Here is a 23346-nt window from a genome sequence, read left to right on the forward strand (position 1 = left end):
GGCGTGCGAGAGAATGTTCGACGATTCGTGGGGCGCACGCGGGAGACGATCCGGATGGTGGACCGCCGCATGTCGGCCCCACGCCCGTGGTATGCGCAGGACTTGGGGGAGCGGTGTGACGGGGTGGGACATCGACGTCGTCGGGGTGTACGGGGTTCTGTCGCAGTCGGGTGCGCAGGCGCGGAATCTGTCGGACACGGGTGTGGCGATGCAGGGGAATCTGGCGGAGGCGGCGTCGGCGGCGGGGACGATCACCAGCCAGTTGGGGCCGTACACGAGCACGGCGGGGCCGGTGGGTGCGGCGCTGGGTGAGTTCCTGCAGCGCTGGAGCCTTGATCTGCGCTATGTCGCGGAGCGTGCGTCGAAGTCGCTGAACGGGGCCGGTGAAGCGGTCGGCCATTACGTACAGGGCGACTTGGCGATGGCGGCGACCGCCCAGGCGGAGGCGGCGAAGGAACCGAGGCTGGATCTGCCGGGGGCGGGAGGCACCCCGGGTCTGCGGGCGGGGGCGCAGGAGTGAGCGGCGGGGCGGATCTGATCGACCCGGACGGGATACCGCACTTCATCGGGGACCTGTCCACGCTGGACACGGACGTGATGCTGCTGTCCGCGAACGCGGCGCAGTTCCGTGCCTCCGGCGGGAACGTGCATACCCTCTTCCAGGGCCTGGCCGCGTTCTACCGCGCCCCGGAAGCCCCGGACCTGTTCGCCACCACCCTCCCGGTGAAGACGAAGGCCGACGAGTTCGCCGGTGATCTGGAGCAGGTCGCCCAGGCCCTGTCGGACTACAGCTTCGCAGTGCAGCCGCTGATCGAGAAGCTGGCGGTGCTGAAGGCGGACGCGACCGCCTTCGTCAACTCGGTCGCGGGGGACGGTGACTGGCGCAAGGACCAGGACAAGGTCGACCGCAACAACGAACTCTGGCGGGACGTCAACCACACCGTCGCCGCGTTCCAGGCCGCCGAACTGGCCTGCCACAACAAGATCACCGCGCTGGTCGGCGGCACGGTCCTGACCGTCGACGACGGCACGCACGGCCCGGACATGTACGGCTACCGCGCCGAGGACCTCGACCAGGCCGGCGCGACCCCGTGGGGCCTGCCGGTGGAGCGGGAGCGGGAGGGCGTGGACTGGCTGCTGCATGAGGGCAAGCAGGTCTGGGACGGCGTCTGGGAAGACGGCGTGATCGGCACTTACCACGGCCTGAAGACCCTGGTCGGCGGCGACGGCTGGGACGCGGCCGGCCAGGCGTGGAAGAGCCTGGCCCAGGTCGGCACCGCCTCCGTCCTCACCAGCGCCACCCTGGGCACCTGGTGGCTCGTCCCCGCCGACAAACTCCCCGCCTGGCTGCGCGACTCCCGCACCGCCTACAAGGAGACGGTCAAGGGCTTCGTCGCCCACGACCAGTGGCAGACCAACCCCTCCCGCGCCGCAGGCCACGTCAGCTTCAACGTCCTGACCACCATCGCCGGCACCGAAGGAGCCGGCGCAGCGGCCACCGCGGCGGGCAGAACCGGCGCCGGAGCCCGCGCCCTGTCCGCCGCGAGCAAGGTCGGCAAGGCCATCGACCCCTTCACCTACGTCGGCAAAGCCGGCGAGGTCGCCTTCGTCAAGATCGGCGACACCTTCCGCGCACTCAAGGACCTCCACTCTGGAGACACCCTCAACCTGCTCCAACAGGCCGACGCCCTCCGCTCGCCCAAGGTCCCCGCCGACGCGATCCCCTTCCTCGACGAAGCCACCGGCAAGACCATCTACCTGACCAAGGAAGGCGACCTCCTCAACGCCGACGGCACCATCCACCAGCCAAAGGAACAAGCCCCGCACGAGCTCTCCGCGAATGACCGAGCTGCGGCCAACCCCATGTCCGACATCCAGTCAGGCGGTCGCGAGCTGGCAGGAGTCGGGGGCCGCGAAACTGAAGCCGCAGCCCGCGTGGGAGACAATCTTCCCCCTCGTGCCATCCACGACAACTCGGCCGGGAGCCACTCAACAGGCAAGACAGGGGACAGCGCTCCGAGGACCCCTGAGACGCCTGGCTCAAGTGGTGGCAGGGCACCGGAAGCAGGCCGCCCCGGTGAACAGGGCGCCGGAACCAGCACCGAACCCGACGCACCTGCCCACGGACACGGATCTGGTGAACCCCCTTCGGATTCCTCTCCCCACGGGCTTCCCGATCCGCACCGTGCGGATCCCTCCTATGGCGATGCACACAACATTGGTGATCAGCCCTCGCCGGACGGTTCTCATGCGGTGCCTGGTGGTGCTGCTGACGGTCCTCCTGGCATCGATCCGACCAAGTACACGAAGACGTCAATGACCTTGCGCAGGCTCATACAGGCAGAATGGAGCCGGAACAAGAAGCTGGAGTCCTTGAGGAACTGTCCCGTGCCAAGATGTCTCAGCAAGATCAGGAGCGGGTGCTTCGCTCTCTACGCAAGGACCCATACGGAGCTGGCGTGGCCGAGATGATCTCCCGTGGCCATCTCCGTGAGATTGAGGGCTATAAGAAGCTGCTGGATAGCTGCAAGCAGGGGCCGACAAAGGCTGACCCCAAGGGCATGGTGCCAGCTGCTTACATGGCCATGAGGATCGTCACTGACCTGATGGAACAGGGCACCGTGAGGGTTGGAGTAGAGCTCGACACGAAGACGTTCGATCTCGATGTCTACACACGGCACGCCGACGGTTCTATCGACTACGGATACCAGCTGAAGGACGTCGACACCGTCAAGGGAATCAAGAGAAACGCCGAGAAGGCCACCAAGCAATTGGCTTACGACGGCATAAATCATCGAGTGGCCGTCCTGGATGTCCATCAATCAATTACTGGGCTCACTCCACGGGTGTTCAGTGATGTTGAGTTCCAAGCGCGAAGGATGGGCGGGGTCTTCTTGCTGCGCTTCACCGATGGCTCTATAACCATCCCGCCAGATGGACCCACCTTCCCATAAGGAAAGACCATGTCGACATTGATGCGCGCACCGCGGGAACGTGGTTCCTGGTATTGGGATCTCTACGACTTTGCCGGTCCAGGGCTGGAGCCAGCCCTTTCAGTCGCAGCACGAATGTGCGATGTACTGGCTCGGTTTGAACTCCTTGCGCCCAGCGAACTCAAGTACTCCTGGTACGTCCTGGATGCTGGACCAACGGGCATCACAAGTATTCTCGATCTGGTGAAGCCGCTGGGAGACCCGAGCCTTCCAGAGCGAGTACGAGGCAGCCGTCCCGCTGGATATCCCACGGCCGATATCGCCGACATCTGTGTGCTCGGCAGCGGTAAATGGATCGACGTCAGCGGCCAGCCCCGGACTGAACCAGGGCTGGTCGACTTGTCCCTCTCTACGGCTCCCACTGGCCTCTCAGCCGAGCTTTCCGTGCACCACGACGTCTGGGGCTTGTACGACTTCGCGGGGCGACCGCACCCCGAGATCTTTCGAAACAACGCTCCACGACTCGCTGCCGCGCTGAGGGATCTCACTGCTCTGCTCGGCATGCCCCCCGAACCTGGCGAACCAACGTATTTCGGAGCGGCCACCGTTGATGGGCTCGCCGAACCAGACGCGGATGATCAGGGCATGGGCCCTGACTTGACCAACAGACTTTGACGGACCAGATCAGCGTGAACGAACAGACGGAACTCGCCCCTGGATCGACGGAAAACAACGCATGACAAGAGATGTCATCGCCCTCACCCCGAAGATGCCCGACAGCCGGTCGCTGCTGACCGCGCTGCACGCGGGTGGTCCCGATCTGGGTCTGGTGGCTACCGACGACGGTGCGGTCATCCAGCTGTGTACGGCTGCGGGACGTCCGCTGGTCTCGGTGGAGTCGCCGGTTCTTGTGCACGTGCCAGGCGAGGCCCACCGCCTTCTCGGGGATCGGGTGGCTGCCCCGGAGCTGCCGTTCTGGTGGACGGAGATGCGTGCCTCCACCGACGTTCCCGAGGCGATATCCCTTGCGGGATCCGTCTGCGGTCGGCTGACGACGCTGCTCGGTGGGACCGTCTGGCCGCCCGGAGTCGCGCACACCGCACGTGTTCTGGCCACCGCGGATGAGAACGACGAGGCAGCAGTCTCCGGCGGCGTCGACGCCCTGACCGACTCGACCGCCGTCGTCCTGGCGGACCGGCCGCTCCTCCCCCTCACCGCCTGGCTCTCCGGCACCCTGCGGGCCTCAGCACAGGCCAACCGTGCCCTGCACGTGGTCACACCTCCCCACACCCGCCTCACGCTGCCGCTGCGCGCGGCGCTGGGCGGGACGCCCAACCGCTGGGTGGTGCAGGACCCGGCAGGCGGGTACTACGACGGCCTGTCCGGCGTCCGACTCGCCTGGCAGAACGGTGCTTTCATGCCGACCGGCGCAACGGTCGCCGACGGCTTCGCTGCAGGAGCCGTGGCCACCCGGCAGCGGCAGCTCGCCCTTTCCTTCCGCACGGTGCATGCGCCGGACGAGCAACTCGTCCTCGGTCGCGCGTTGGAGGCCACCTGGCAGCACCTCACCGGTGCGCCGCCCGTCGGCTGGGGCACCGCTGAGCCGGTCAGCCTGCCCTGGTCGCCGCACCAGTTGACCGATCTGGCCCGCGACCGGGCCCCCGCCTCCACGCAGCTGATCGCCGTGGGCAGCGCTGACCGTCCGGCCATCGCCACGCAGCGCATCGCCCGTACGACGGCGGGTGTGGCTGAGGAAGTCACCCTCGCACTCGGCTACGACCGGCCGCAGGACATGCCCCTGGACGCCTTGGAGGCCCTCGCCGAGACCCTCACCGCGGAGCACGGCCTGACGACCATGCTCGCCACCGTCCGAGCGGCCCGCGCCGACCTGACCCTCCCGGCACAGCTGGAGGCCCCACCCCTTCCGGTCTGCTTCACCCTCGGCCCGCGTGACGTGCGCCAGATCGGCCTTACGCACGCCCTCCGCTCACCCATCGAGGCACAGCCCCGGCAACTCGGCTCACCTGCCAATCAGGCGCTCCACTACACCCTCGGGGACGGGACCGACCCCGAGGCATGGACCGCGTTCCAGAAACTCGGCGCGCATCTCAGGACCGCGCCCAGGACAGGAAGCGACCGCCCCTGACGGCGGTGACGAAGGGGCGGCCCTGACGCTGTAGGTCACCGCCCCCGGGGTCGCATGGCGCCGTCGTACACCGTCCGGTAGTCCGGTACGACGGCCCGCGCCCCCGGGGAGGTGCGCGCCACCTGGGCGAGGAACGCGGCCAGGTCCATCGACGGGTCCCGCACCGGCGAACCGCCCAGCGGCACCTCGAAGTTGTCCCAGTGGACGGGGACGACGACGCCGGGGTGATCCAGGGCGCGCAGCAGCCGGGGCACATAGCGGTGGGTGGAGGTGCTGGAGGGAACGGCGACCATCGCGAGGTCGGGGCGCAGACCCCGTACGGCCCGCTCGGAGAAGTCGCTGGCGCCCATGAGGAACGCCGACGGTCCGTCCTGCCCGGCGGTGACCTGGAAGGCGAGGGTGTCGCCCTCGGGCAGGTCCGCGATGGTGCTCGGGGCCGTGGCGGGCGGGGAGGTGAGCGTGCCCGGGGCGAAGTAGGCGCACTTCTTGTTGCGGCTGTGCAGGCTGGGCACCACCTCGACGACGATCCCGCCGAGGTCCAGCACCTCGCCGCCCTTCACCACGGAGATCTGCCCGGCGTCCACACCCAGGGAGACCAGCAGGTGGTACGTGGTCTCGGTGCCGATGACGCGGGCGCCGGTGCTCCTGGCGATGTGCGGTACGTCGGCGAGGTGGTCCCAGTGCGAGTGGCTGACGAGAACCACCTCGGGGCGGCCGATGTGCGCGTCGACGATCTCGGGCCTGCTCTGCAGCGGGGTGCGCGGATCGAAGGCGCCGTCGAAGAGGCCGGTGCTGAAGCGGGTCAGGTACGGGTCGAAGAGCAGGGTCCGCTCACCGACGTCGATACGCCAGCCGGACGTGCCGAGCCAGCGGAACGACACCGGGGCGGTGGTGGTGGCCGGGGTGGCGGCCCGGGCGTTGCCGGTGGCCGGGATCAGCGGGGCGGCCGCACCGAGCGCGGCGCCACGCAGCACCGTACGACGGTCGAGGCCCCCGGCGACATGTGTCTGGTGGGTCATGGCGTCAGCAGAGCAGGGCCCGAACTCCCCTGTCCAAGACCGGAATCGGCCCCCGGCGATATGCGAACGCATATCCGATCAGGTCAGCGCGGTAGCGCTGCCCTGGCCGCCACCGCGAAGAAATCCGACCGCGGTTCCGGCGGCCCGGCCGATCGCCGCGTCCACCGTGGCGCGGGAGGCGGTCAGGTCCTGTGTGCGGGCGAAGACGGCGATCGCGTAGCAGGCGCCGTCCGGGTAGCGGGCCACGCCGGCCTCCATGTGCAGGCCAGGCAGGGTGCCCGTCTTGGCCGCGACGGTGACGTCGTCGGGGAAACCGGACACGAGGCGATGCCGGAATACCTGGCGGCTCATCAACTGCCGTACCGTCGCGCACGCCTCCGGCGGGCCTGCGGAGTCGGTCCAGATCAGCCGCAGCAGCCGGGTGATCTCCCGAGGCGTGCTCGCCGTGGTGTGGCGGGGGTCCAGCACCGCCAGCCGCCGCTTGCGCTCGTCGGGGAGGGCCGGATAGCGGACGGCGAACTCCCGCTCGTCGCGCGCCCCGACCTCCGCGAGCATCGACTCCAGCAGATCGCGCGGCCCGCCCACGATCCGGGTCCGCTCCAGCCCGAGCTCCTCGGCGAGCAGCCGTACGGTGTCCAGGCCGACGCGGGCCAGCAGCAGGTCCGCCGCCGAGTTGTCGCTGACCGACATCGCGAAGTGGGCCAGGTCGCGCAGCGACAGCTCGACGTCGTCCAGACAGCCCGCGGTGCCCCAGCCACCGAGCCGGTCGGCCGCGGTCACCCGCACCCGCTCCCTCGGATCGAGCTGCCCGGCGACGACCTGCCGGGCGAACTCCAGCACCAGCAGCACCTTGAAGATCGAGGCGATGACCACGGGTTCGTCGGCACCCATGGCGACCTCACGGCCGGGATCCGCGACCGGTACGGCGTGCAACTGCCCCTCGGACCCGGCCTCGCCGAAGACCCGCCGGACACGCTCCTCGATCTCCTCGATCTCCTCGATCACCACGCACTCCCCCCGGCGACCACAGCCGCCGCCCCGTAAGGTCATCGCCGTGGATCTCCTTCGCCACCTGCGACTCTTCGTCACCGTAGCCGACGAGCTGCACTTCAGCCGGGCGGCCGAGCGGCTGGGCATGGCACAGCCACCGCTCAGTCAGGCGATCCGCCGGCTGGAGAGGGAACTAGGCGCGGAACTCTTCGACCGCTCACCGCGCGGCGTCCGGCTGAGTGCCGCCGGGGCGGCGCTGCTGGACGAGGCCCAGGAACTCCTCGCCCGGGAGGAGCGGTTGCGCACGCTGGCCCGCCGCGCCGCCGACGGCGGCCTCGGCACGCTCCGCGCGGGCGTCCCGCCGGACACCACGGCCGCCGTGCTCTCCGCGCTGCTCGCCGCCTGCGCGGAACACGCCCCGGGACTCTCCGTGGACCTCCAGGAGGTCACCACCGACGAACAGATACGACTGCTCTCCTCCGGCGGCCTGGACGTCGGACTCGTCCACCACCCCGTCGACACCACCGAACTGCGGCTCGGCCCCGAAACCTCCCTCGACCTGGGCGTCGTCCTCCCGCGCACCTCACCGCTGGCCCGCCTCCCGGAGGTCTCCCTCGGCGAACTCTCCGGCCACGACCTGGTGCTGTTCCCGAGGGCCCACGCCCCCGGCTGGTACGACAGGATCCTCGACGTCTGCCGCGCCGAGGGCTTCGTCCCCGGCCGCCTCCGGCACGCCTCCAACCCCGAGTTCCTGCTCGCCCTCGTCACAGCGGGCCACGGAGTCGCCTTCGACCAGGGCCCGGTGGCCCGCAAGGAACCCCGGGTCGCCTGGCGTCCCCTGACCGACCGCCCCCTCACCCTGCGCATCAGCGGCGCCTGGCCCACCACCCGCCCACCCCACCCGGCCGCCCCCCGCTTCAGCGAACTGGCCGCCACGGTCCTCTCCCGGAACCACACCGCCACCTCCCGCCCCGCCCCGGACGACGACACCCGCCGCCCGTGGTCGGTCGTGTACGGATAGGGCCTGCCCGGCGTGGCCTGCCGGACAGGCCCGTGCGCCCAAGGACGGCTCAGCGCTTGAGCGTGAAGGTGAAGTCGCCGGAGAGCTTCCCGCTCAGCCGGGCCGCCGAAACGAGCTTCCCGTCCGTGATCAGCCTCTCGACCTCGGCCCGCGAGAGACCGCAGCCCTCCGCGATCAGCCGCACCGGCCGTACGGGGATCCGGGCCGCGAAGCGGACCGAGACATCGATCACCTCACGGTCCAGGTGCTCCGGTCCGCCGGTGTCGAGGCGCCAGGCGTCGTCCCAGTCGAGGGCGATCCGATTACGGCGCCGCACGACCGGGTCCTGGAGCAACTCGGCGGCCAGCCCAGGGTCGTTGTCATGGAGCCGGTCCAGCAGCCCCGGTCGTACGGCGCGCACGTTCACGCGCTCCAGGACGGTGAGTTTCGCCGTGTCCCCGCACCCGGTGCAGAGCACGAGGAGCCAGGCGTCGAGGAGCTTGTGGTTCGCGTTGACGCGGAATCTGCCGTTCGCCCGGAAGCGCCCGGACGCGCACGCGTGGCAACGGCGGAGAACAGTCGGCAGGCAGGTGGGCATGACGACCCAGTCATTGAGCACAGAAGTACACCGGTTTCAGCGAGAAGTCCGCAGCAGGAAGCAGCGCGGCGCACAGGCGCGACGCGCGACGAATCAGCTCTCGGGAGGTCTCACACGGTGTACAACGGCACGTCCTTGACGTAGACGACTCGGTCCGGCAGCACGGTAACGGCGCCCGGCGGCGCGACTCCACCGGTTTTCGCACGCCCCGGTGGTCGCGGATGGCGGGCTGGGAGGACCGGCTCGATGATGGGGGCATGGATGTCACCGAGGTGCTGCTGCCCGGTGTGGGTCTGCGCTACGAGTTCACCAACCACCGGGGCGAGCGGGTCGGAGTGGTGGCCCGGCGCACCGGTGATTTCGAGCTGGTGGTCTACGAGGGTGAGGATCCGGACGAGGGCCGTCCCGTGCTGGAGCTGAACAGTGAGGAGGCGGACACGGTCGCCGAGATCCTGGGCGCCCCACGCATCGCGGAGCGGTTCGCGGACCTGACGAAGGAGGTGCCCGGGCTGGTGTCCGGGCAGGTCGAGGTGGGCGAGGGCAGCGCGTTCGAGGGACAGCCCCTCGGCGCGACCCGGGCGCGCACCCGGACCGGGGCGTCGATCGTCGCGGTGGTGCGGGGCGAGGACGTCATCGCCTCACCCACGCCGCAGGAGATCCTGCGGGGCGGGGACGTCCTGGTGGTGATCGGCACCCATGAGGGCATCACGGGCGTGGCACAGATCCTGCGGGGCTGAGCCCCGTGCGTACGCCGGTCACGCTGCTGCTGGAGCTGGGGGTGATCCTCGCCGCCCTCAGCGTCCTCGGCACGGTGGCCCGGCGCTTCACCCTCTCGCCGATCCCGCTGTACCTGCTGGCGGGCCTGGCCCTCGGCGAGGGCGGCCTGGCGCCGGTCCCGGCGGCGGGGCAGTTCGTGGAGACCGGGGCCTCGATCGGCGTCGTACTGCTGCTGCTGACGCTCGGTCTGGAGTTCACCATGACCGAGTTCGCGGCCGGTATGCGCCGGCACGTGCCGTCGGCCCTGGTCGACGTCGTCCTCAACGCCGCACCCGGGGCGGTGGCCGGGGTACTGCTCGGCCTGGACGGCGTCGGTGTCCTCGCGCTCGCCGGCGCCACGTACATCTCCTCCTCCGGCATCATCGCCCGGCTGCTCGCCGACCTGCGTCGACTCGGCAACCGGGAGACCCCGGCGGTCCTGTCGGTGCTGGTCATGGAGGACTGCGTGATGGCCCTCTACCTGCCGGTGCTCGCCGTGCTCGCCTCCGGCGGCCGCTGGTGGCAGGCGCTGCTGGGGGTGCTCGTCGCGGTCGGCGCCGTGATCGCCGCCGCGACCCTCTCCTACCGGTGGGGGCACCACCTGGGGCGGCTCCTCGCCCACCCCGACGCCGAGCAGCTGCTGCTGCGGGTGCTCGGTCTCACCCTGATCGTCGCCGCCTTCGCCGAGTTCGTCCACGCCTCGGCCGCCGTCGGCGCCTTCCTCGTCGGGCTCGCCCTGACCGGCCGGACCGCCGCCCGGACCCGCGCCGTGCTCAGCCCCCTGCGCGACCTCTTCGCCGCCATCTACTTCCTCGCGATCGGGCTGTCCGTGGCCCCGGCCGACCTGCTGCCCGCCCTCCCGGCGGCACTCGCGCTCGCCGCCGTCACCATGGTCACCAAGATCCTCACCGGACGGTACGCCGCAGCCCGCGACCAGGTCGGCCGCCGCGGCCAGTTGCGCGCCGGGACCGCGCTCATCGCCCGCGGCGAGTTCTCCCTGGTGATCGTCGGTCTGGTCGGCACCCTGCACGACACCCTCGGCCCCCTGGTCACGGCGTACGTCTTCCTCCTCGCCATCGCGGGCCCCGTCCTCACCCGCCTCGCGGCTCCCCCACCGGCGCCCCACGCGCCGTGACCCCGTCGCGAGGCCGGGCCTTTCGGACCAGCCATGACCGCAGCGAAGGTTCCACCTGCGGAAGCCGGGCTGTCAGGGGCGGCCGACGCTGTCCGGGGTCTCCGTGGTGGGCTGTGGGCCGGCCGTCGGGGGCGGGCTGCCGCGGCGGGCGGTCAGGCGGAGGGCCACGGGCTCGGTGTAGCGGGCGGTGAGGGGGCCGACGATCACCAGGATCAGGACGTACGCCGTGGCGAGCGGGCCGAGCGAGGGTTCGATCCCTGCGGTGACGGCGAGTCCGGCGATGACGATGGAGAACTCCCCGCGCGCGACCAGCGTGCCGCCCGCCCGCCAGCGCCCCTTGGGGGAGATGCCGGCGCGCCTCGCCGCCCAGTACCCGGTGGCGATCTTCGTCAGCGCGGTGACGACGGCCAGCGCGAGCGCGGGAAGGAGCACGGGCGGGATGCTGGCCGGGTCGGTGTGCAGGCCGAAGAAGACGAAGAACACGGCGGCGAACAGGTCGCGCAGCGGGGCGAGGAGGTTGTGCGCGCCCTCGGCCACCTCACCGGACAGGGCGATACCGACCAGGAAGGCCCCCACCGCGGCGGACACCTGCAGCTCCTGCGCGATGCCCGCCACCAGCAGGGTCAGCCCGAGGACCACCAGCAGCAGCTTCTCCGGGTCGTCGCTGGAGACGAACCGGGAGATGTGCCGGCCGTACCGCACCGCCGCCAGCAGGACGAGCCCGGCGGCACCGAGGGCGACGGCCAGCGTGACACTGCCCGCGGCGAGACCCGTACCCGCCAGCAGGGCGGTGATGATCGGCAGGTAGACCGCCATGGACAGGTCCTCCAGGACCAGGATGCTCAGGATCACCGGGGTCTCCCGGTTGCCCAGCCGACCGAGGTCGCCGAGGACCTTGGCGATGACCCCGGAGGAGGAGATCCAGGTGACGCCGCCCAGCACCACGGCGGCGACCGGCCCCCAGCCGAGCAGCAGCGCCATCGCGGCGCCGGGCAGCGCGTTCAGCGCGGCGTCGACCAGTCCGGCCGGGTACTGCGTCTTGAGGTTGGAGACCAGGTCGCTCGCCGTGTACTCCAGGCCCAGCATCAGCAGCAGCAAGATCACACCGATCTCGGCGCCGATCGCCACGAACTCCTCGCTGGCGCCCAGCGGCAGCAGACCACCCGTGCCGAAGGCGAGCCCGGCCAGCAGGTACAGCGGGATCGGGGAGAGCCGGAAGCGGCCGGCGAACCGGCCCAGCAGCCCCAGACCGAGGATGATCGCGCCGAACTCGATCAGGAAGACCGCGGAGGAGTGCACCGCGGATCACTCCCGCCCGAGTATCGCGGCGGCGGCGTCCACGCCCTCACGCGTACCGATCACGATCAGCGTGTCCCCGCCGGCCAGCCGGAAGTCCGGTCCCGGCGCGGGTATCGCCTCGGCCCGGCGCAGCACCGCCACGATCGACACACCGGTCTGCGTCCGCATCCGGGTGTCGCCGAGCAGCCGCCCGTTCCAGTGCGAGGCCGCCGCCAGCTCGACCCGCTCGGCCACCAGCCCCAGCGCGGTCGTCGACAGCAGGCTCGGGCTGTGATGCTGCGGCATCATCGCGTCGATGAGCGCCTCCGTCTCGCCCGACGTCAGCCGCACGGACAGCGCGCACGCGTCGGGATCGTCCTCCCGGTACGCGCTCAGCGTCCGCGACCCGTCCCGGTGCGCCACCACCGACAGGCGGCGCCGCTCCCGCGTGGTCAGGTCGTAGCGCACCCCGATCCCCGGCAACGGCGTACTGCTCATGCGTACGGCGCCCACGGCTGTCTCCTTCGCTGTTCGGCGGACCTCTGCCGCCACCGTAACGGCCTCAGCTACTCGGAATCGGTCTGAGTACCTTCGCTCTGTCCCGGGCCGGCGCGAACCGAAACGCTGGGGGCATGAGCCAAGGAGTGAAGCAACTCGTTTCGCAGGTGGGGTCGCAGCTGGGCTCGATCCTCGCGCTAGCCGTGGTGTCGTCGGCGCTGTGGGCCGCCTGGCTGGGCTGGGACCAGCACAAGGACGTACAGCCGGACGGCTCGGAGACCGGCCCCTACGACGCATGGCAGGTGATCGGCCTGGTCCTGACCCTCCTCCTGCCGGTGTGCTGGGCGGCGGCCCGGCGCCACTACGCGGGCGCCGTGCTCGGCACCACGCTCGGTCTGACCGCCGCCGCCTGGTACGACTGGTCGGAGGACTCCAGCGGCCTCTTCGTGATCGGCGTCTTCCTGCTGATGACGGGCACCTTCGTCGCGACCACCTTCATCGCCGGCCTGTTCGCCTCGGCTCAACGCGATGGGGGACGCCCGGTGGCCTGAGCCACCGTCACCCGTCGCCGAGGGCCACCGTGAGGGAGATCTTGACCGCCAGCCGTGTCGGCCAGTTCCGCCGAGGCGGGCTCGAGGGCGGTGCGGGCGCGGCCCGGGGTCTTTTCGTCGCCGAGGGCGAGGGCCGCGCGGGGGCCCCTGGAGCGAGCGCCTCCGGCAGCCCGTTGTGCGTTCGCCCGCCTCGACTGGACGGCGCACGAGATGCGGCAACTCGGCACTGATGGTGCGATGTCACCTCGGCATTCCCGTGCGCCGGTCAGGAGTACGGTGGGAAGAGCCGAGGGTAGGTCGTACACCGGCGAGAGGGTCGGTCTCGTCCTCGGCGCACGGTACGGGCCGCTCGGCGTGGGCGAGCCGTTCTCCCGGCCCGGGACGGGTACGCCGCATGACCTCCGAACCGCTGGATCTGCCGGACGAGCCCGCCGCCGACGAGGAGGGCCGGGTGGAGGTCCGTATCGTCTCGATGGATCCCGAAGCGGTCCGGACGGTCGCGGACGCGCTGCGGATGCTGTTCGGCGGAGGTGAGCAGCGCAGTTATCCGGCGTTCTCCTCCGGCCGGGGCACTCGTATGCACCTCACCCTCGACCCGGGCCACGGCGCCGGGCCGCTGCGCTCCTGGCTGGACAGCAGCAGACCGCCGGTCGACCGGACGCACCCCGACGAGCTCACCGATTCCGTGTCCGCCCACCACCGGCCGACGGGCCCGCCCACGGAGGACCTCCCGCTGCCCCCGCCCCCGGAGGACGCACCGGAGGAGCCGTCCTGACGCTACGTCCCGCCTGAACCGTCTGCGCGGCCGTTCCCGTTCCAATGGGCCTCGGCGAGGGCCAGCAGGTGCGGGGCCGACAAGGTGTTGCCCGGCGCCGCGGCGGCGGTCAGGAGCCAGGCGGCCGCTTCGGTGGGTTCACCGGGCGGGACGACCAGCAGTGCCCGGCGTCCTGCCGTGCCCCGGTCCAGGACGATGGCGTGGGCCTCGGTGTCGACGTCCGACAGGCGCACCTCGATGACCTGCCCGGGCATCAGCACCGTGGGCGGGGCGTCGGGCCAGGCCGCGGTGTCCACGCTCACGCGGGTCACCGTGCCGGGACCGGCTGCCAGGGCGCCGATCAGCGCGGGCAGCTCCAGTTCCAGCGCGTCGCAGCGGGGCCACCAGCCTCCGTGCAGCGGGCCGCGGCCGGCGTCGGGGGCGAGCGTCAGCCGGGGGAGCGGCATCCGGTAGGTCTGTGCCCCACCGCGGAACGCGTCCCCGGTGGGCCTTCCAGTGGTGTCCATCGAGCAGCATCCCGTCTCAGACAGAGCGGAGGCGGCCATGGGGCCGTGTGCAGGCCGTGCGGAGCGGTCTAGCTCAGTGTGGTGTCGCTCCAGGGAAGCGACGGGCGGGTGTGCGGGCGGGCCTGCGGGACCTCGTGGCAGGTGAAGCCGAGCCGGGAGAGGGCCCTGCTCACCTCGGCCGCGGTGAAGTCGCGGCGGTCCTGCTTGGTGATCACCTGGCCGACCTGCTTGACCGGGTAGACCTGGTCGCCGACGGTCACGCAGACACCGAGGGCGGGTTCGGGCTGGATGCCCTCCATGGACCGCTCGACCTCGCTCTTGATCAGGTCGAAGGGGAAACGGGCGATGACACAGCGCATGGTGCCTCCAGGGGCGGGGTGGCCGAGGGGTCAGGGGCGGTCGGGGGTGGTGGAGGTGCGCCGGGGGGAGCGTCCGCGGCCGGACCCGCGGGTGCCGGCCCGCTTGGCCTGCCCGCCGGCCCGGCCGCGTCCGGCGCTTCCGGCGCGCCGGGGGCGTTCGGGGGTGGCCGGGGCGGCGACCGTGACGGTGACGGGCACTCCGGAGGGCGTCCGCGCGCCGGTGATCCGGCTCAGCTCGGCCTCGCCGGGGCGGACGCGGGTGGTGCGGGGTGCGATGCCGGCGTCGGCCATCAGGCGGTCCACCGCGCGCCGCTGGTGCGGCAGGACGAGTGTGACGACGGTGCCGGACTCGCCGGCCCGGGCGGTACGGCCGCCGCGGTGCAGGTAGTCCTTGTGGTCGCCGGGCGGGTCGACGTTCACGACGAGGTCGACCTGGTCGACGTGCAGGCCGCGCGCGGCGACGTTGGTGGCGACCAGGACCGTGACGTGGCCGTCCTTGAACTGGGCGAGGGTCCGGTTGCGCTGCGGCTGGGACTTGCCGCCGTGCAGGGCGGAGGCGCGCACACCGACCGACAGCAGGTGCTTGGCGAGTCGTTCCGCCGCGTGCTTGGTGTCCAGGAACATGATCACGCGTCCGTCGCGGGCGGCGATCTCGGTGGCGGTGGCGTGCTTGTCGTCGTCGTGCACCTGGAGCAGGTGGTGCTCCATCGTGGTGACCGCGCCCGCGGACGGGTCGACCGAGTGGACCACGGGGTCGTGCAGGTAGCGGCGCACCAGGAGGTCGATGTTGCGGTCGAGGGTGGCCGAGAACAGCAGCCGCTGGCCGTCCGGGCGCACCTGGTCGAGCAGCGCGGTCACCTGGGGCAGGAAGCCCATGTCGGTCATCTGGTCGGCCTCGTCCAGGACGGTGACGGCCACCTGGTCCAGCCGGCAGTCGCCCCGGTCGATGAGGTCCTTGAGGCGGCCGGGCGTCGCGACGACCACCTCGGCGCCGCCGCGCAGCGCACCGGCCTGACGGCCGATCGACATGCCGCCGACGACCGTGGCCAGGCGCAGGCGCAGGGCCCGTGCGTAGGGGGTGAGGGCCTCGGTGACCTGCTGCGCCAGTTCCCGGGTGGGTACGAGGACGAGTGCGAGGGGCTGACGGGGTTCGGCCCGTCGGCCGTCGAGGCGGGCCAGCAGGGGGAGGCCGAAGGCGAGGGTCTTGCCCGACCCCGTGCGGCCGCGGCCCAGGACGTCCCGGCCGGCCAGCGAGTTCGGCAGGGTCGCCGCCTGGATCGGGAAGGGCACGGTCACGCCCTCGGCGCGGAGCGCGCTCTGCACCCGCTCGGGGAGATCGAGGTCGGCGAACGCCTCCACGGGCGGCAGGGCCTCCGTGCGGGTGACGGGAAGGGCGAACTCGGCGCGCGGCCTTCCGGATTTCACCGCCGTGCCGTTCTTTCGCGCCGTGCCGTTCTTTCGTGCCGTTCCGGATGTGCGGGTTTTTCTGCGGTTCAGGGAGAGCCCCTCCTCGATGCGTGCGGCACGTATCGAGGAATTCTCTTCGGCGGTGCGGAGCCGCGCGAGAAATTCGCAGGAATTGAGCCGAAGGAAATGAGAACGGGCTGGGGCCCGCGCCCCAAGAGCGCGGGCCCCAGCCACGTGGTCTGCGTCAGCGTCAGGCAGGAACGATGTTCTCGGCCTGCGGGCCCTTCTGGCCCTGCGTGACGTCGAAGGTCACCTTCTGGCCCTCCTGAAGCTCGCGGAAGCCGGAGGTGGCGATGTTCGAGTAGTGGGCGAAGACGTCGGGGCCGCCACCCTCCTGCTCGATGAAGCCGAAGCCCTTTTCCGCGTTGAACCACTTCACGGTGCCAGATGCCATATTGAATCTCCCTTGAGGGGGCAGTGCCGGGATCCGCACTGTACGGACCCGAGTCGCCGCGATGATCACCCCGAAGGAATCTTCGGCAATCAAAACTGCAACAGTTATCACGGTAACACAGCCCGGCTCGGGATGCCCGCACTTTTCCCAATTCTCGCCTGGCGGGGATATGAAAACCTCGCACTCGCCTGTCCGTAATCCTGCGATGGCCGCGGCAGATATTCGTCGGTTCAGGCGCGGTCGCCCGCACCCGCGTCGCCCAGTCTGCGGCGCATCTCCTCGTTGAGGCGGAGGGCGTCCTCCAACTGGTCCTCGAGGATGATGATGCGGCAGGCGGCCTCGATGGGCGTGCCCTGGTCGACGAGTTCACGGGCACGGGAGGCGATGCGCAACTGGTAGCGGGAGTAGCGGCGATGGCCGCCCTCCGAACGCAGCGGAGTGATCAGCTTCGCCTCGCCGAGGGCCCGCAGGAAGGCAGGCGTGGTGCCGAGGATCGCGGCGGCGCGCCCCATGGTGTACGCGGGGTAGTCGTCGTCGTCGAGGTTGCGGGCGGGGGAGTTCTCGGCCGGCATGGCGCCTTCGTCTGGGGGACAGGGCGGGGGCAAGGGGTGCCCTGGTGCTCCCAACCCTAACGTCGGCAGAGGCGAAGATGTGGCGTTGCGCTGACAGATTTCTGTCCGCCCGGAAAGGGAGCCGGAACCCGAAGCGGGAGGGTGCGCGCTGTGGGGCGTGTCACCCTCCCGCCGCTGGGCTCAGCCCTTACGGCACCTGCTGAGGTCGATCCGCACGATCTGCGGGTCGTGGTCGCTCGCCTGGTCGGCGAACTCGGCGTTGATGTGCACGATGTCGTAGTCGAAGTGCGTGACGGCCGGGCTCGTCAGGATGTGGTCCAGGGTCTGCGAGTTGCCGTCGTAGACGTAGGTGTAGCGCTCGGCGGCGGGCAGGGTGGTGACCAGCGGGCGCAGCACACCGCCGTCGGTCAGCGTGGTCACCGTCTGCGAGAACTCGAAGTCGTTGAGGTCACCGAGGACGACGGCCTTGGCGTTCTTGTCGGCCGCGAGCAGCGACTTGACGAAGGTGTTGACCTCGGCGGCCTGCTGGTGCCGCTTGGTCTCCGAGCCGCGGGTCGGCTCCTGGAAGCGGCCGTGCAGGGGCTGGTCGCCGCCCTTGGAGCCGAAGTGGTTGGCGATCACGAAGACGCGCTCGCCCTGGAAGACGAACTCGCCCACCAGCGGCTTGCGGCTGCTGCCCCAGGCGTCGCTCGTCGGGTTGATCCGGCCGGGGGAGTGCGTGAGCTGGGCGCCCTTCTTGGTCTTCACCACGCCGGTGCTGGTGGTGGCGTCGCCGCCGGGCCGGTCGGTGAACGAGACCCGCTCGGGGTTGTAGAGGAAGACCAGGCGGATGTTGCCGCCGGGCTCGCCGCCGTCCTTGTTGTTCTCGGGTGCGACATAGCGCCACGCGTAGGCGGGCCCGCCGGCCGCGCGGATGGCGTCGGTGAACCGGGTCAGGGTGGCCTCGGCGGTGACGGTGCCGTCGTTCACGGGGCCGTTGTCGTCCTGGATCTCCTCCAGGGCGACGATGTCGGGCGAGCTGAGGCTGACCGCGACGCCCTCGGCGAGCCGGTCGAACTTCTCCTGGCTGTCGCGGGCGTCCAGGTTCTCCACGTTGTACGTGGCGACCGCCAGCTCCCTGCCGCGCTGCCGGCGGGTCACCTCGTGCTGGAGCCCGCCGTCGACCAGCGTGCCGAGCCGGGTGGCCTGGAGGTTGTAGCCGCCGAAGTGGGAGTAGTCGAGCGGCCCGCTGGTGGTGCCGGACAGCGCGTCACCGACGTTGGCGACGGGGAAGGCGCTGGTGGTGTCGAGCGACATCACCTTGATACGACCGGTGCCCTGTCCGTCGTACGACGAGTACAGGGTGCCGCCGCGGGCGCTGGGCGTCTCCTCGGGCTTGGCCGTGACCCACAGCTCGTCGTACCGGGTGGTCGCGCCGACCACGCGCGCGTCGGAGACCTCGACCCGCATGCCCTCCAGGGACTCGTAGAAGTCCAGGGCGTAGACGGCCGGTTCGAGGGCGAGCGTGTCGATGCTGCCGCCGCCGGCGGTGGGCACGTACGCGTCCGGGACGGTCGTGTCGTCCAGTACGACGGCCTCGGGCAGCGGGTTGCCGCTGGACAGGACGGTCTGGGTGGGGCCGGTGATCTCGGTGACGGACTGGCTGGTGCTGCTCGGGTAGTACTCGGTGACCTTGCCGCTCACCAGGACCGAGTCGCCGACGGCCACGGTCGGGGCGGCCGAGCCGGTGTAGACGAACACGGCCTCGCTGGTGCGGGCGTCGGCGTCGGCCTGCGGGTCCTGGATCCAGTAGCCGCGCGAGCCGGTGGTGCGCACGCCGGTGACGATGCCGGGCACCCGGGTGACCGTCTGCCCGGCGAGCGGGGAGAGGCGGGTGGTGCCCTGGATGTCGCGGACTCGGACGGTACCGGGCTCGGTCGAACCGCCGCCGTCGCCGCCACCGCCGTCACCGTCGCCGTCCCCCGAACCCGGGGTCTGCCCGGCCGAGTTGACCGGGGTCGGCGTACCGGCGGCGAAGTCCGCGGCGTTGTCGTCGGTGTCGGCCAGGGAGGCGGGGCGGGCGACCGAGGCGGTGTTGGAGGCGCCGGCCGCCGGGCCGCCGCCCTCCCGGACGAGGGCGCTGCCGTAGCCCACCAGGTCGACGATCCGGCTGTCGGCCGCGCAGTCCGCGGCGGTCTTGCAGGTCAGCGCGGTGGTGCCGGAGACCAGGGCGACCGTGCCGCTGCCGGCGGCCATGGCGATCGGGCCGGTGGCGTCCGGCGTGGGCAGTGCCGTCGTACCGCCGGTCCCGGCCGCCTCGGCGACCAGGTACCGGCCGCCGGGAGCGATCGACCCGTCGAGCGCGGTCACCTGCCACTGCGAGGAGGCCGACGGCGAGCCCGGCAGGTACTGCACGCTGAGGCCCGACAGGTCGTAGGCCGCCGAACCGGCGTTGCCGAGCTCGATGAAGTCCCGTACCAGGGTCGCCCCCGAGTTGCCCCCGCCGCCGTACACCTCGGCGATGACCGCGGTGGCGGACGGCGCCGCGTACGCGGCGGGCAGGGCGGTGAGGGCGAACGCGCTCGCCACACCCACGGATATCACCGGGTATGCGGCGCGGCGCGCACGGCGTCTGCTTCCTGCGGATGTTGACACCTGGCGGTCTCCTCGTGCGTTGGTTCGGGTACGTCGTCGTACGGGTGTGGGGGGAGCCCTGGTGTGGGGGAGTCGGCTCAAGTTACGCGCGTAGAGACCGCGTCGCCAAGAGCCGGTAGGTTAATTTCGGGGAACGAAGTGCCCTGGCCCTAGGGCGTGTCGCCGTCCTGGACGTCGGCCGAGGACCGCTCCGCCCGCCGGCGCCGCCAGGCGAGTGCGAAGCCGACTCCCGCCAGCAGGGCGGGGAAGGCCAGTTCGGTCGCCAGGGAGGCCAGCCAGTCGGGGTTCAGCTGCCGGGTCATGCCGCTGGTGTACTGACAGGTCGCCTGTGGGGGGAAGAAGCTGTACTCCAGGGTCTTCGGCGCTTGGGATCCCCAATCTCCGCCCGCCGAACAGACCGACGACGGCCCCGTGAACAGCTGCCATCCCGCCAGCGCGTAGAACATGAGGAACACGGAGCCGGTCACGAAGAACGCCGTCCCGGTGCGGCGCAGTTTCTCGGTCCGGCTCATGGGCACCACCAGGTCGCTGCCGAGCGGCGGATCGAGGCACTCCGCGACCAGGGCCACGAACAGACAGACCACCAGGACCACCAGCGAGGCCCAGAGCAGGAAGGCGAGCACTCCGGATCCGCCGACGGACGAGACCTCGCCGCGCTCGAACTCGCAGATGGTGGCCGGTGGGAACGCCTCATTCCGCGTCCGCAGCAGCCTGCCCGGTCCCCGCGTCATCCCGTGCATGCAGCGCTCGTCGAACTCCAGCATGCCGAAGCCGGCGATCGCCGACCCGGCGATCAGGACGCAGAACGACACCGCCGCCGCGATCCACAGACCGTCCGTCCGATAGCCGCCGTGCGCGCGTATGTCTGGCATGCGCGCACCGTAACCGATCGGGACGCGGCGCCTGACGGGGGACACTTCCGCGCACACCGTCAGGTCGGTGCGGCGTATGGCTGCCTCATCTTGAGGACACCGTCTCGGACGGAGTGGCGTTCCGGCCCACGCGGGCCTCGAAGCACTCCTGTTGGCCGTCGGCCGCCGCGGACCGGAAGCAGGCCCGGATCGTGCCGCTGGGACGGACGGCCGTCATCGCGGTATAGGTGTAGGTCTCCGCGTCGTCCTGGTCCTCGACGCGCACGTACTGTGCCGCGCCGTCCGCCGTGACGTCCAGCCGGTCGCCGATCCGGGTCCCCCACATCCGGGCCCAGCCCGCGCCGCACTTCTCGCTGTAGCGCAACTCCACGTGGGCGCCGGTGGCGGTGCGGTACGTGGCCAGGGAGTCAGGGCTGATGCCGCAGACCAGGCTCATCGGGTCCCGGCCGTCGCAGGCGGCTTCGTGGCATGGGGGGACGAAGGAGTACGGGGCGGAGGCGGACAGGGGTTCGCCCTCCGCGACCTTCCGGTCCGGCGGCAGGACGAGGACCAGTGCCCCGCCGCCGACGATCACGGTGTACGCAGACGCCAGCATCACCAGGAGCCTGCCTCTGCCGCCGTGCCTCCGTCCGGTCCCGGAGGACGGCGGTGACTCCTGTGGATCGGGCCGCGGCGCATCCGCGGTGGGGGCAGGAGCAGGGGCAGGGTCGGGGGCCGCCGCGCGTCCGCGCCAGTCCGACTCCGCGATCTCCCACAGGGCCAGCAGCCGGCCGTCCGGTTCGTCCGCGACCCGGCACAGTTCCTGTACGGCCTGACGAGGGGGCAGGCTCCTGCCGTTCAGGTAGCGCTCCCACGAGGACTTGCTGTACGACGTCCGCTCCGCCAGCGCCGCCAGGCTCAGACCCGTACGGGCCCGCAGCTCCCGCAGCGCCGCGACCAGCCGGGTGCGCTCCCTGGTCACTTCGCCTCCCGCAGGGCCTTCCAGGTGTGCGGGCCGATGACACCGTCCACGACCAGCCCGTCCCGAGTCTGGATGTCCTGGACCGCACGCTGGGTCTTCGGGCCGAAGACGCCGTCGATCTCGCCCGGCGAGATGCCCGCCCGGCGCAGCAGGCACTGGGCCTCGGCCACTTCGGGCCCCACGTGGGTGTACGCCAGGATGGTGTCCTTGGTGCGGCTGAGGCCCGCGTACCAGAGGCCGTCGTGCTGCTCCAGCCGGCAGGTGTAGACGACCGGTATCAGGGACTCCGACATGGTGGCCGGGGCCGTCGCGCTCCCCTCGGCGCGCTCGCGCTCGCGCTCGAGCTGGGCGCGGGCTTCGGCGAGCTGAACGGCCAGCACGAGCACCGCGGAGACGGACAGCACCAGGGCCACCGCCCCCGCCGTGATCGCGGCGCGCAGGTGACGTCCGTACGGCGGCTGCTGCGTGGGCGGGTGCGCCGGGCCGTTGTCTCTCTCGGGGATATCGGTGTCGACCGCGCTCGCTTCCGCCCAGCGCTCGGCGGCGATCTCGTGCAGCACCAACAACCGGTCCGGATCGTCACCGCAGACGCGCGCCATCGCCTCGACGGCCTCCCGGGGCGGCAGTGACATGCCGTTCAGATAGCGCTGCCACGACTTCGCGCTGTACCCGGTCTTGGCGGCCAGCTGACGTGTGCTCAGTTCGCTGCGGTCCTTCAGTCTGCGCAGTCGCACGATCAACTGATGGACGAGCGGATGCAGTTCCGCGGGCAGCGCTTTCCAACGCGACATGCTTCCCCCGATTCGCGTTCGGGACCGCTGGTCCGGCCCCCCTGTGTCCCGATCTCATTCTGCATCGACGGCCACGGCAGTCACGGGGCGGGGCCGAATTCGGCCAACCCCCGCTTCAGGCCGTCCCGCCACAGGGACTTCGCGGGCGACATCGATGCAGGTCAGTGCACGGGACATCCTGGGACGAGGCCACTTCAACGTCAACTGTGGCCGAACATCGCGCCAAACCCCCAGTCTCGTCGCGGAGTCGGCCGGTGCGGTCGGCTCCGTCCATGCCACCTCACGGGAAGTGTTCCAATGAAGCTGAACAGAAAGCTGGCGGCGACCCTGCTCACCGTCGGACTGGCCGCGGGCTCGACCATGCTGACGGCTCCGGCCGCGTCCGCCGTGTCCATGCACGGCTGCAGTTACCCGAACGTGTGTCTGTACGACGGCTCCTACCAGAGCGGCAGCATCTTCTTCCGGTTCCAGGGCACCGCCTACCAGAACCTCCCGGTCAGCGGACAGAACCGAGCGGACGCGGTCGTCAACACCCGCAACGATGACTCCGTCTGGCTGCTCGACACCGGCCCCTCCCCGGACGCGTACATCTGCATCCCGCGGAACACCGCCGTCAACCTCGGAAACTACGCCCATCCCAGGGGCGGCACCTGGGCGAACCACGTCGACACCGTCAAGATCTGGGGCGACCCCGACACCGGGACGTGCAGCGGCACCCTGCAGGTGCAGCAGGGCCGTGTCCCCGACGGCTGGCGCCCCTGACACACGCGAGCCGGCCCCGGCAGGCCGCCGAGTCGACGCTGACCACGCTCCCGTCGATCCGACCCGCGAGGTCGGCGTCGGCCGGCGGCTCGCGGAGTCCGGCGCCTGCCCGGCTCACGCCGGGTTGGGATTGCTGCCGCAACCGTTGTCACGATGAGCCCGGAGGCCGCCATGAGGGTGGCGACGGCGAAGCCGACGTCGCGCCAGAGGCGGCAGACGCCGACTGCGCGGGCTCACCGGGCGGGGGCCCCGCACCGGCGCGCCGGGTGATCACCGCCGCTGGCCGACTTCGGCCAACCCGGGCATGGTGACACGGCGTGGAACGATTCGGCGCCGGTCGGCGTCGTCC

25 protein-coding genes are annotated in these 23346 nt (G+C 71.1%); 11 read left to right on the forward strand and 14 right to left on the reverse strand.

The features are described 5' to 3' along the window. Positions 1-115: 115 nt before the first annotated feature. The 5 genes from ACH5AC_RS07050 to ACH5AC_RS07070 all read left to right on the forward strand — a co-directional run bounded on the left by ACH5AC_RS07050 (position 116) and on the right by ACH5AC_RS07070 (position 5079). Positions 116-520 (forward strand): DUF6507 family protein, encoded by a 405-nt coding sequence (locus ACH5AC_RS07050; RefSeq protein ID WP_398860646.1) that lies wholly within the window; start codon positions 116-118, stop codon positions 518-520. Continuing rightward, entirely contained in the window at positions 517-2472 is a 1956-nt protein-coding gene (locus ACH5AC_RS07055) for a hypothetical protein (RefSeq protein ID WP_398860647.1), read from the forward strand. Before ACH5AC_RS07050 ends, ACH5AC_RS07055 begins: the two co-directional genes overlap by 4 nt. Beyond that, the gene (locus ACH5AC_RS07060) at positions 2460-2954 is read left to right on the forward strand and encodes a hypothetical protein (RefSeq protein ID WP_398860648.1); all 495 of its coding nucleotides are present in this window, start codon (positions 2460-2462) and stop codon (positions 2952-2954) included. Before ACH5AC_RS07055 ends, ACH5AC_RS07060 begins: the two co-directional genes overlap by 13 nt. Before the next feature lie 9 nt (positions 2955-2963). After that, positions 2964-3608 carry a hypothetical protein gene (locus ACH5AC_RS07065; RefSeq protein ID WP_398860649.1) on the forward strand — a complete coding sequence of 215 codons (645 nt, stop codon included), beginning with the start codon at positions 2964-2966 and terminating at the stop codon, positions 3606-3608. Positions 3609-3669: 61 nt separating this feature from the next. Further along, a complete protein-coding gene (locus tag ACH5AC_RS07070; protein ID WP_398860650.1) occupies positions 3670-5079 on the forward strand; it encodes a DUF6177 family protein in 1410 nt (469 codons plus the stop codon). Between the two features lie 35 nt (positions 5080-5114). On the opposite strand, the gene ACH5AC_RS07075 is transcribed toward ACH5AC_RS07070, so the two are convergent. Next, positions 5115-6098, reverse strand: a complete 984-nt coding sequence (locus ACH5AC_RS07075; protein WP_398860651.1) for an MBL fold metallo-hydrolase — start codon at positions 6096-6098, stop codon at positions 5115-5117. Positions 6099-6176: 78 nt separating this feature from the next. Beyond that, positions 6177-7103 carry a serine hydrolase gene (locus tag ACH5AC_RS07080; RefSeq protein ID WP_398860652.1) on the reverse strand — a complete coding sequence of 309 codons (927 nt, stop codon included), beginning with the start codon at positions 7101-7103 and terminating at the stop codon, positions 6177-6179. Positions 7104-7152: 49 nt separating this feature from the next. On the opposite strand from ACH5AC_RS07080, the gene ACH5AC_RS07085 reads away from it, so the two are divergent. Further along, the gene (locus ACH5AC_RS07085; RefSeq protein ID WP_398860653.1) at positions 7153-8109 is read left to right on the forward strand and encodes a LysR family transcriptional regulator; all 957 of its coding nucleotides are present in this window, start codon (positions 7153-7155) and stop codon (positions 8107-8109) included. A 49-nt stretch (positions 8110-8158) separates the two neighbouring features. On the opposite strand, the gene ACH5AC_RS07090 is transcribed toward ACH5AC_RS07085, so the two are convergent. Continuing rightward, positions 8159-8686: a DUF1062 domain-containing protein gene (locus tag ACH5AC_RS07090; RefSeq protein WP_398860654.1), complete on the reverse strand. Its 528-nt coding sequence runs from the start codon at positions 8684-8686 to the stop codon at positions 8159-8161. A 257-nt stretch (positions 8687-8943) separates the two neighbouring features. Between ACH5AC_RS07090 and ACH5AC_RS07095 the strand changes: the two genes are divergently transcribed. Both ACH5AC_RS07095 and ACH5AC_RS07100 read left to right on the forward strand, forming a co-directional pair. Continuing rightward, complete coding sequence (locus ACH5AC_RS07095; protein ID WP_398860656.1) at positions 8944-9423, forward strand: cation:proton antiporter regulatory subunit; 480 nt, start codon at positions 8944-8946, stop codon at positions 9421-9423. Between the two features lie 5 nt (positions 9424-9428). Beyond that, positions 9429-10577 (forward strand): cation:proton antiporter, encoded by a 1149-nt coding sequence (locus ACH5AC_RS07100; protein ID WP_398860657.1) that lies wholly within the window; start codon positions 9429-9431, stop codon positions 10575-10577. Positions 10578-10649: 72 nt separating this feature from the next. Here ACH5AC_RS07100 and ACH5AC_RS07105 read toward each other — a convergent pair whose 3' ends face one another. Next, the gene (locus tag ACH5AC_RS07105; RefSeq protein ID WP_398860658.1) at positions 10650-11876 is read right to left on the reverse strand and encodes a cation:proton antiporter; all 1227 of its coding nucleotides are present in this window, start codon (positions 11874-11876) and stop codon (positions 10650-10652) included. Positions 11877-11882: 6 nt separating this feature from the next. Next, positions 11883-12353 carry a cation:proton antiporter regulatory subunit gene (locus ACH5AC_RS07110; RefSeq protein ID WP_398860919.1) on the reverse strand — a complete coding sequence of 157 codons (471 nt, stop codon included), beginning with the start codon at positions 12351-12353 and terminating at the stop codon, positions 11883-11885. 134 nt (positions 12354-12487) lie between these two features. Here ACH5AC_RS07110 and ACH5AC_RS07115 point away from each other — a divergent pair, with 134 nt between their 5' ends. After that, positions 12488-12904 carry a hypothetical protein gene (locus ACH5AC_RS07115; RefSeq protein ID WP_398860659.1) on the forward strand — a complete coding sequence of 139 codons (417 nt, stop codon included), beginning with the start codon at positions 12488-12490 and terminating at the stop codon, positions 12902-12904. Positions 12905-13298: 394 nt separating this feature from the next. After that, positions 13299-13679: a hypothetical protein gene (locus ACH5AC_RS07120; RefSeq protein ID WP_398860660.1), complete on the forward strand. Its 381-nt coding sequence runs from the start codon at positions 13299-13301 to the stop codon at positions 13677-13679. Positions 13680-13681: 2 nt separating this feature from the next. On the opposite strand, the gene ACH5AC_RS07125 is transcribed toward ACH5AC_RS07120, so the two are convergent. The 9 genes from ACH5AC_RS07125 to ACH5AC_RS07165 form a co-directional block, all read right to left on the reverse strand. After that, positions 13682-14185 carry a DUF5994 family protein gene (locus ACH5AC_RS07125; RefSeq protein WP_398860662.1) on the reverse strand — a complete coding sequence of 168 codons (504 nt, stop codon included), beginning with the start codon at positions 14183-14185 and terminating at the stop codon, positions 13682-13684. Between the two features lie 68 nt (positions 14186-14253). Beyond that, a complete protein-coding gene (locus ACH5AC_RS07130; RefSeq protein WP_398860663.1) occupies positions 14254-14544 on the reverse strand; it encodes an SCO5918 family protein in 291 nt (96 codons plus the stop codon). Between the two features lie 30 nt (positions 14545-14574). Continuing rightward, positions 14575-15969, reverse strand: a complete 1395-nt coding sequence (locus ACH5AC_RS07135) for a DEAD/DEAH box helicase (RefSeq protein WP_398860664.1) — start codon at positions 15967-15969, stop codon at positions 14575-14577. Between the two features lie 232 nt (positions 15970-16201). Then, a complete protein-coding gene (locus ACH5AC_RS07140; protein ID WP_010032345.1) occupies positions 16202-16405 on the reverse strand; it encodes a cold-shock protein in 204 nt (67 codons plus the stop codon). Between the two features lie 230 nt (positions 16406-16635). Further along, positions 16636-16977 carry a MerR family transcriptional regulator gene (locus ACH5AC_RS07145; RefSeq protein ID WP_398860666.1) on the reverse strand — a complete coding sequence of 114 codons (342 nt, stop codon included), beginning with the start codon at positions 16975-16977 and terminating at the stop codon, positions 16636-16638. A 180-nt stretch (positions 16978-17157) separates the two neighbouring features. Next, positions 17158-19551, reverse strand: coding sequence for an endonuclease/exonuclease/phosphatase family protein (locus tag ACH5AC_RS07150; RefSeq protein ID WP_398860667.1), 2394 nt, complete (start codon positions 19549-19551; stop codon positions 17158-17160). Between the two features lie 209 nt (positions 19552-19760). Further along, positions 19761-20483, reverse strand: a complete 723-nt coding sequence (locus tag ACH5AC_RS07155) for a hypothetical protein (RefSeq protein WP_398860668.1) — start codon at positions 20481-20483, stop codon at positions 19761-19763. A gap of 85 nt (positions 20484-20568) precedes the next feature. Further along, positions 20569-21444 carry a DUF2690 domain-containing protein gene (locus tag ACH5AC_RS07160; protein WP_398860669.1) on the reverse strand — a complete coding sequence of 292 codons (876 nt, stop codon included), beginning with the start codon at positions 21442-21444 and terminating at the stop codon, positions 20569-20571. Beyond that, complete coding sequence (locus ACH5AC_RS07165; protein WP_398860670.1) at positions 21441-22235, reverse strand: peptidoglycan-binding protein; 795 nt, start codon at positions 22233-22235, stop codon at positions 21441-21443. The genes ACH5AC_RS07160 and ACH5AC_RS07165 overlap by 4 nt, the downstream gene beginning before the upstream one ends. Before the next feature lie 297 nt (positions 22236-22532). Here ACH5AC_RS07165 and ACH5AC_RS07170 point away from each other — a divergent pair, with 297 nt between their 5' ends. Next, positions 22533-22997, forward strand: coding sequence for a hypothetical protein (locus ACH5AC_RS07170; protein ID WP_398860671.1), 465 nt, complete (start codon positions 22533-22535; stop codon positions 22995-22997). Positions 22998-23346 lie beyond the last annotated feature (349 nt).

The organism is Streptomyces sp. NPDC018693 (assembly GCF_044391385.1).
GTDB lineage: Bacteria > Actinomycetota > Actinomycetes > Streptomycetales > Streptomycetaceae > Streptomyces.

Coding starts and splice junctions, on each gene's coding strand:
- ACH5AC_RS07075 (WP_398860651.1), bottom strand. CDS start 6,098: ATGACCCACCAGACACATGTCGCCGGGGGCCTCGACCGTCGTACGGTG.
- ACH5AC_RS07155 (WP_398860668.1), bottom strand. CDS start 20,483: ATGCCAGACATACGCGCGCACGGCGGCTATCGGACGGACGGTCTGTGG.
- ACH5AC_RS07165 (WP_398860670.1), bottom strand. CDS start 22,235: ATGTCGCGTTGGAAAGCGCTGCCCGCGGAACTGCATCCGCTCGTCCAT.
- ACH5AC_RS07120 (WP_398860660.1), top strand. CDS start 13,299: ATGACCTCCGAACCGCTGGATCTGCCGGACGAGCCCGCCGCCGACGAG.
- ACH5AC_RS07095 (WP_398860656.1), top strand. CDS start 8,944: ATGGATGTCACCGAGGTGCTGCTGCCCGGTGTGGGTCTGCGCTACGAG.
- ACH5AC_RS07130 (WP_398860663.1), bottom strand. CDS start 14,544: ATGCGCTGTGTCATCGCCCGTTTCCCCTTCGACCTGATCAAGAGCGAG.
- ACH5AC_RS07090 (WP_398860654.1), bottom strand. CDS start 8,686: ATGCCCACCTGCCTGCCGACTGTTCTCCGCCGTTGCCACGCGTGCGCG.
- ACH5AC_RS07170 (WP_398860671.1), top strand. CDS start 22,533: ATGAAGCTGAACAGAAAGCTGGCGGCGACCCTGCTCACCGTCGGACTG.
- ACH5AC_RS07065 (WP_398860649.1), top strand. CDS start 2,964: ATGTCGACATTGATGCGCGCACCGCGGGAACGTGGTTCCTGGTATTGG.
- ACH5AC_RS07145 (WP_398860666.1), bottom strand. CDS start 16,977: ATGCCGGCCGAGAACTCCCCCGCCCGCAACCTCGACGACGACGACTAC.
- ACH5AC_RS07115 (WP_398860659.1), top strand. CDS start 12,488: ATGAGCCAAGGAGTGAAGCAACTCGTTTCGCAGGTGGGGTCGCAGCTG.
- ACH5AC_RS07070 (WP_398860650.1), top strand. CDS start 3,670: ATGACAAGAGATGTCATCGCCCTCACCCCGAAGATGCCCGACAGCCGG.
- ACH5AC_RS07125 (WP_398860662.1), bottom strand. CDS start 14,185: ATGGACACCACTGGAAGGCCCACCGGGGACGCGTTCCGCGGTGGGGCA.
- ACH5AC_RS07110 (WP_398860919.1), bottom strand. CDS start 12,353: ATGAGCAGTACGCCGTTGCCGGGGATCGGGGTGCGCTACGACCTGACC.
- ACH5AC_RS07140 (WP_010032345.1), bottom strand. CDS start 16,405: ATGGCATCTGGCACCGTGAAGTGGTTCAACGCGGAAAAGGGCTTCGGC.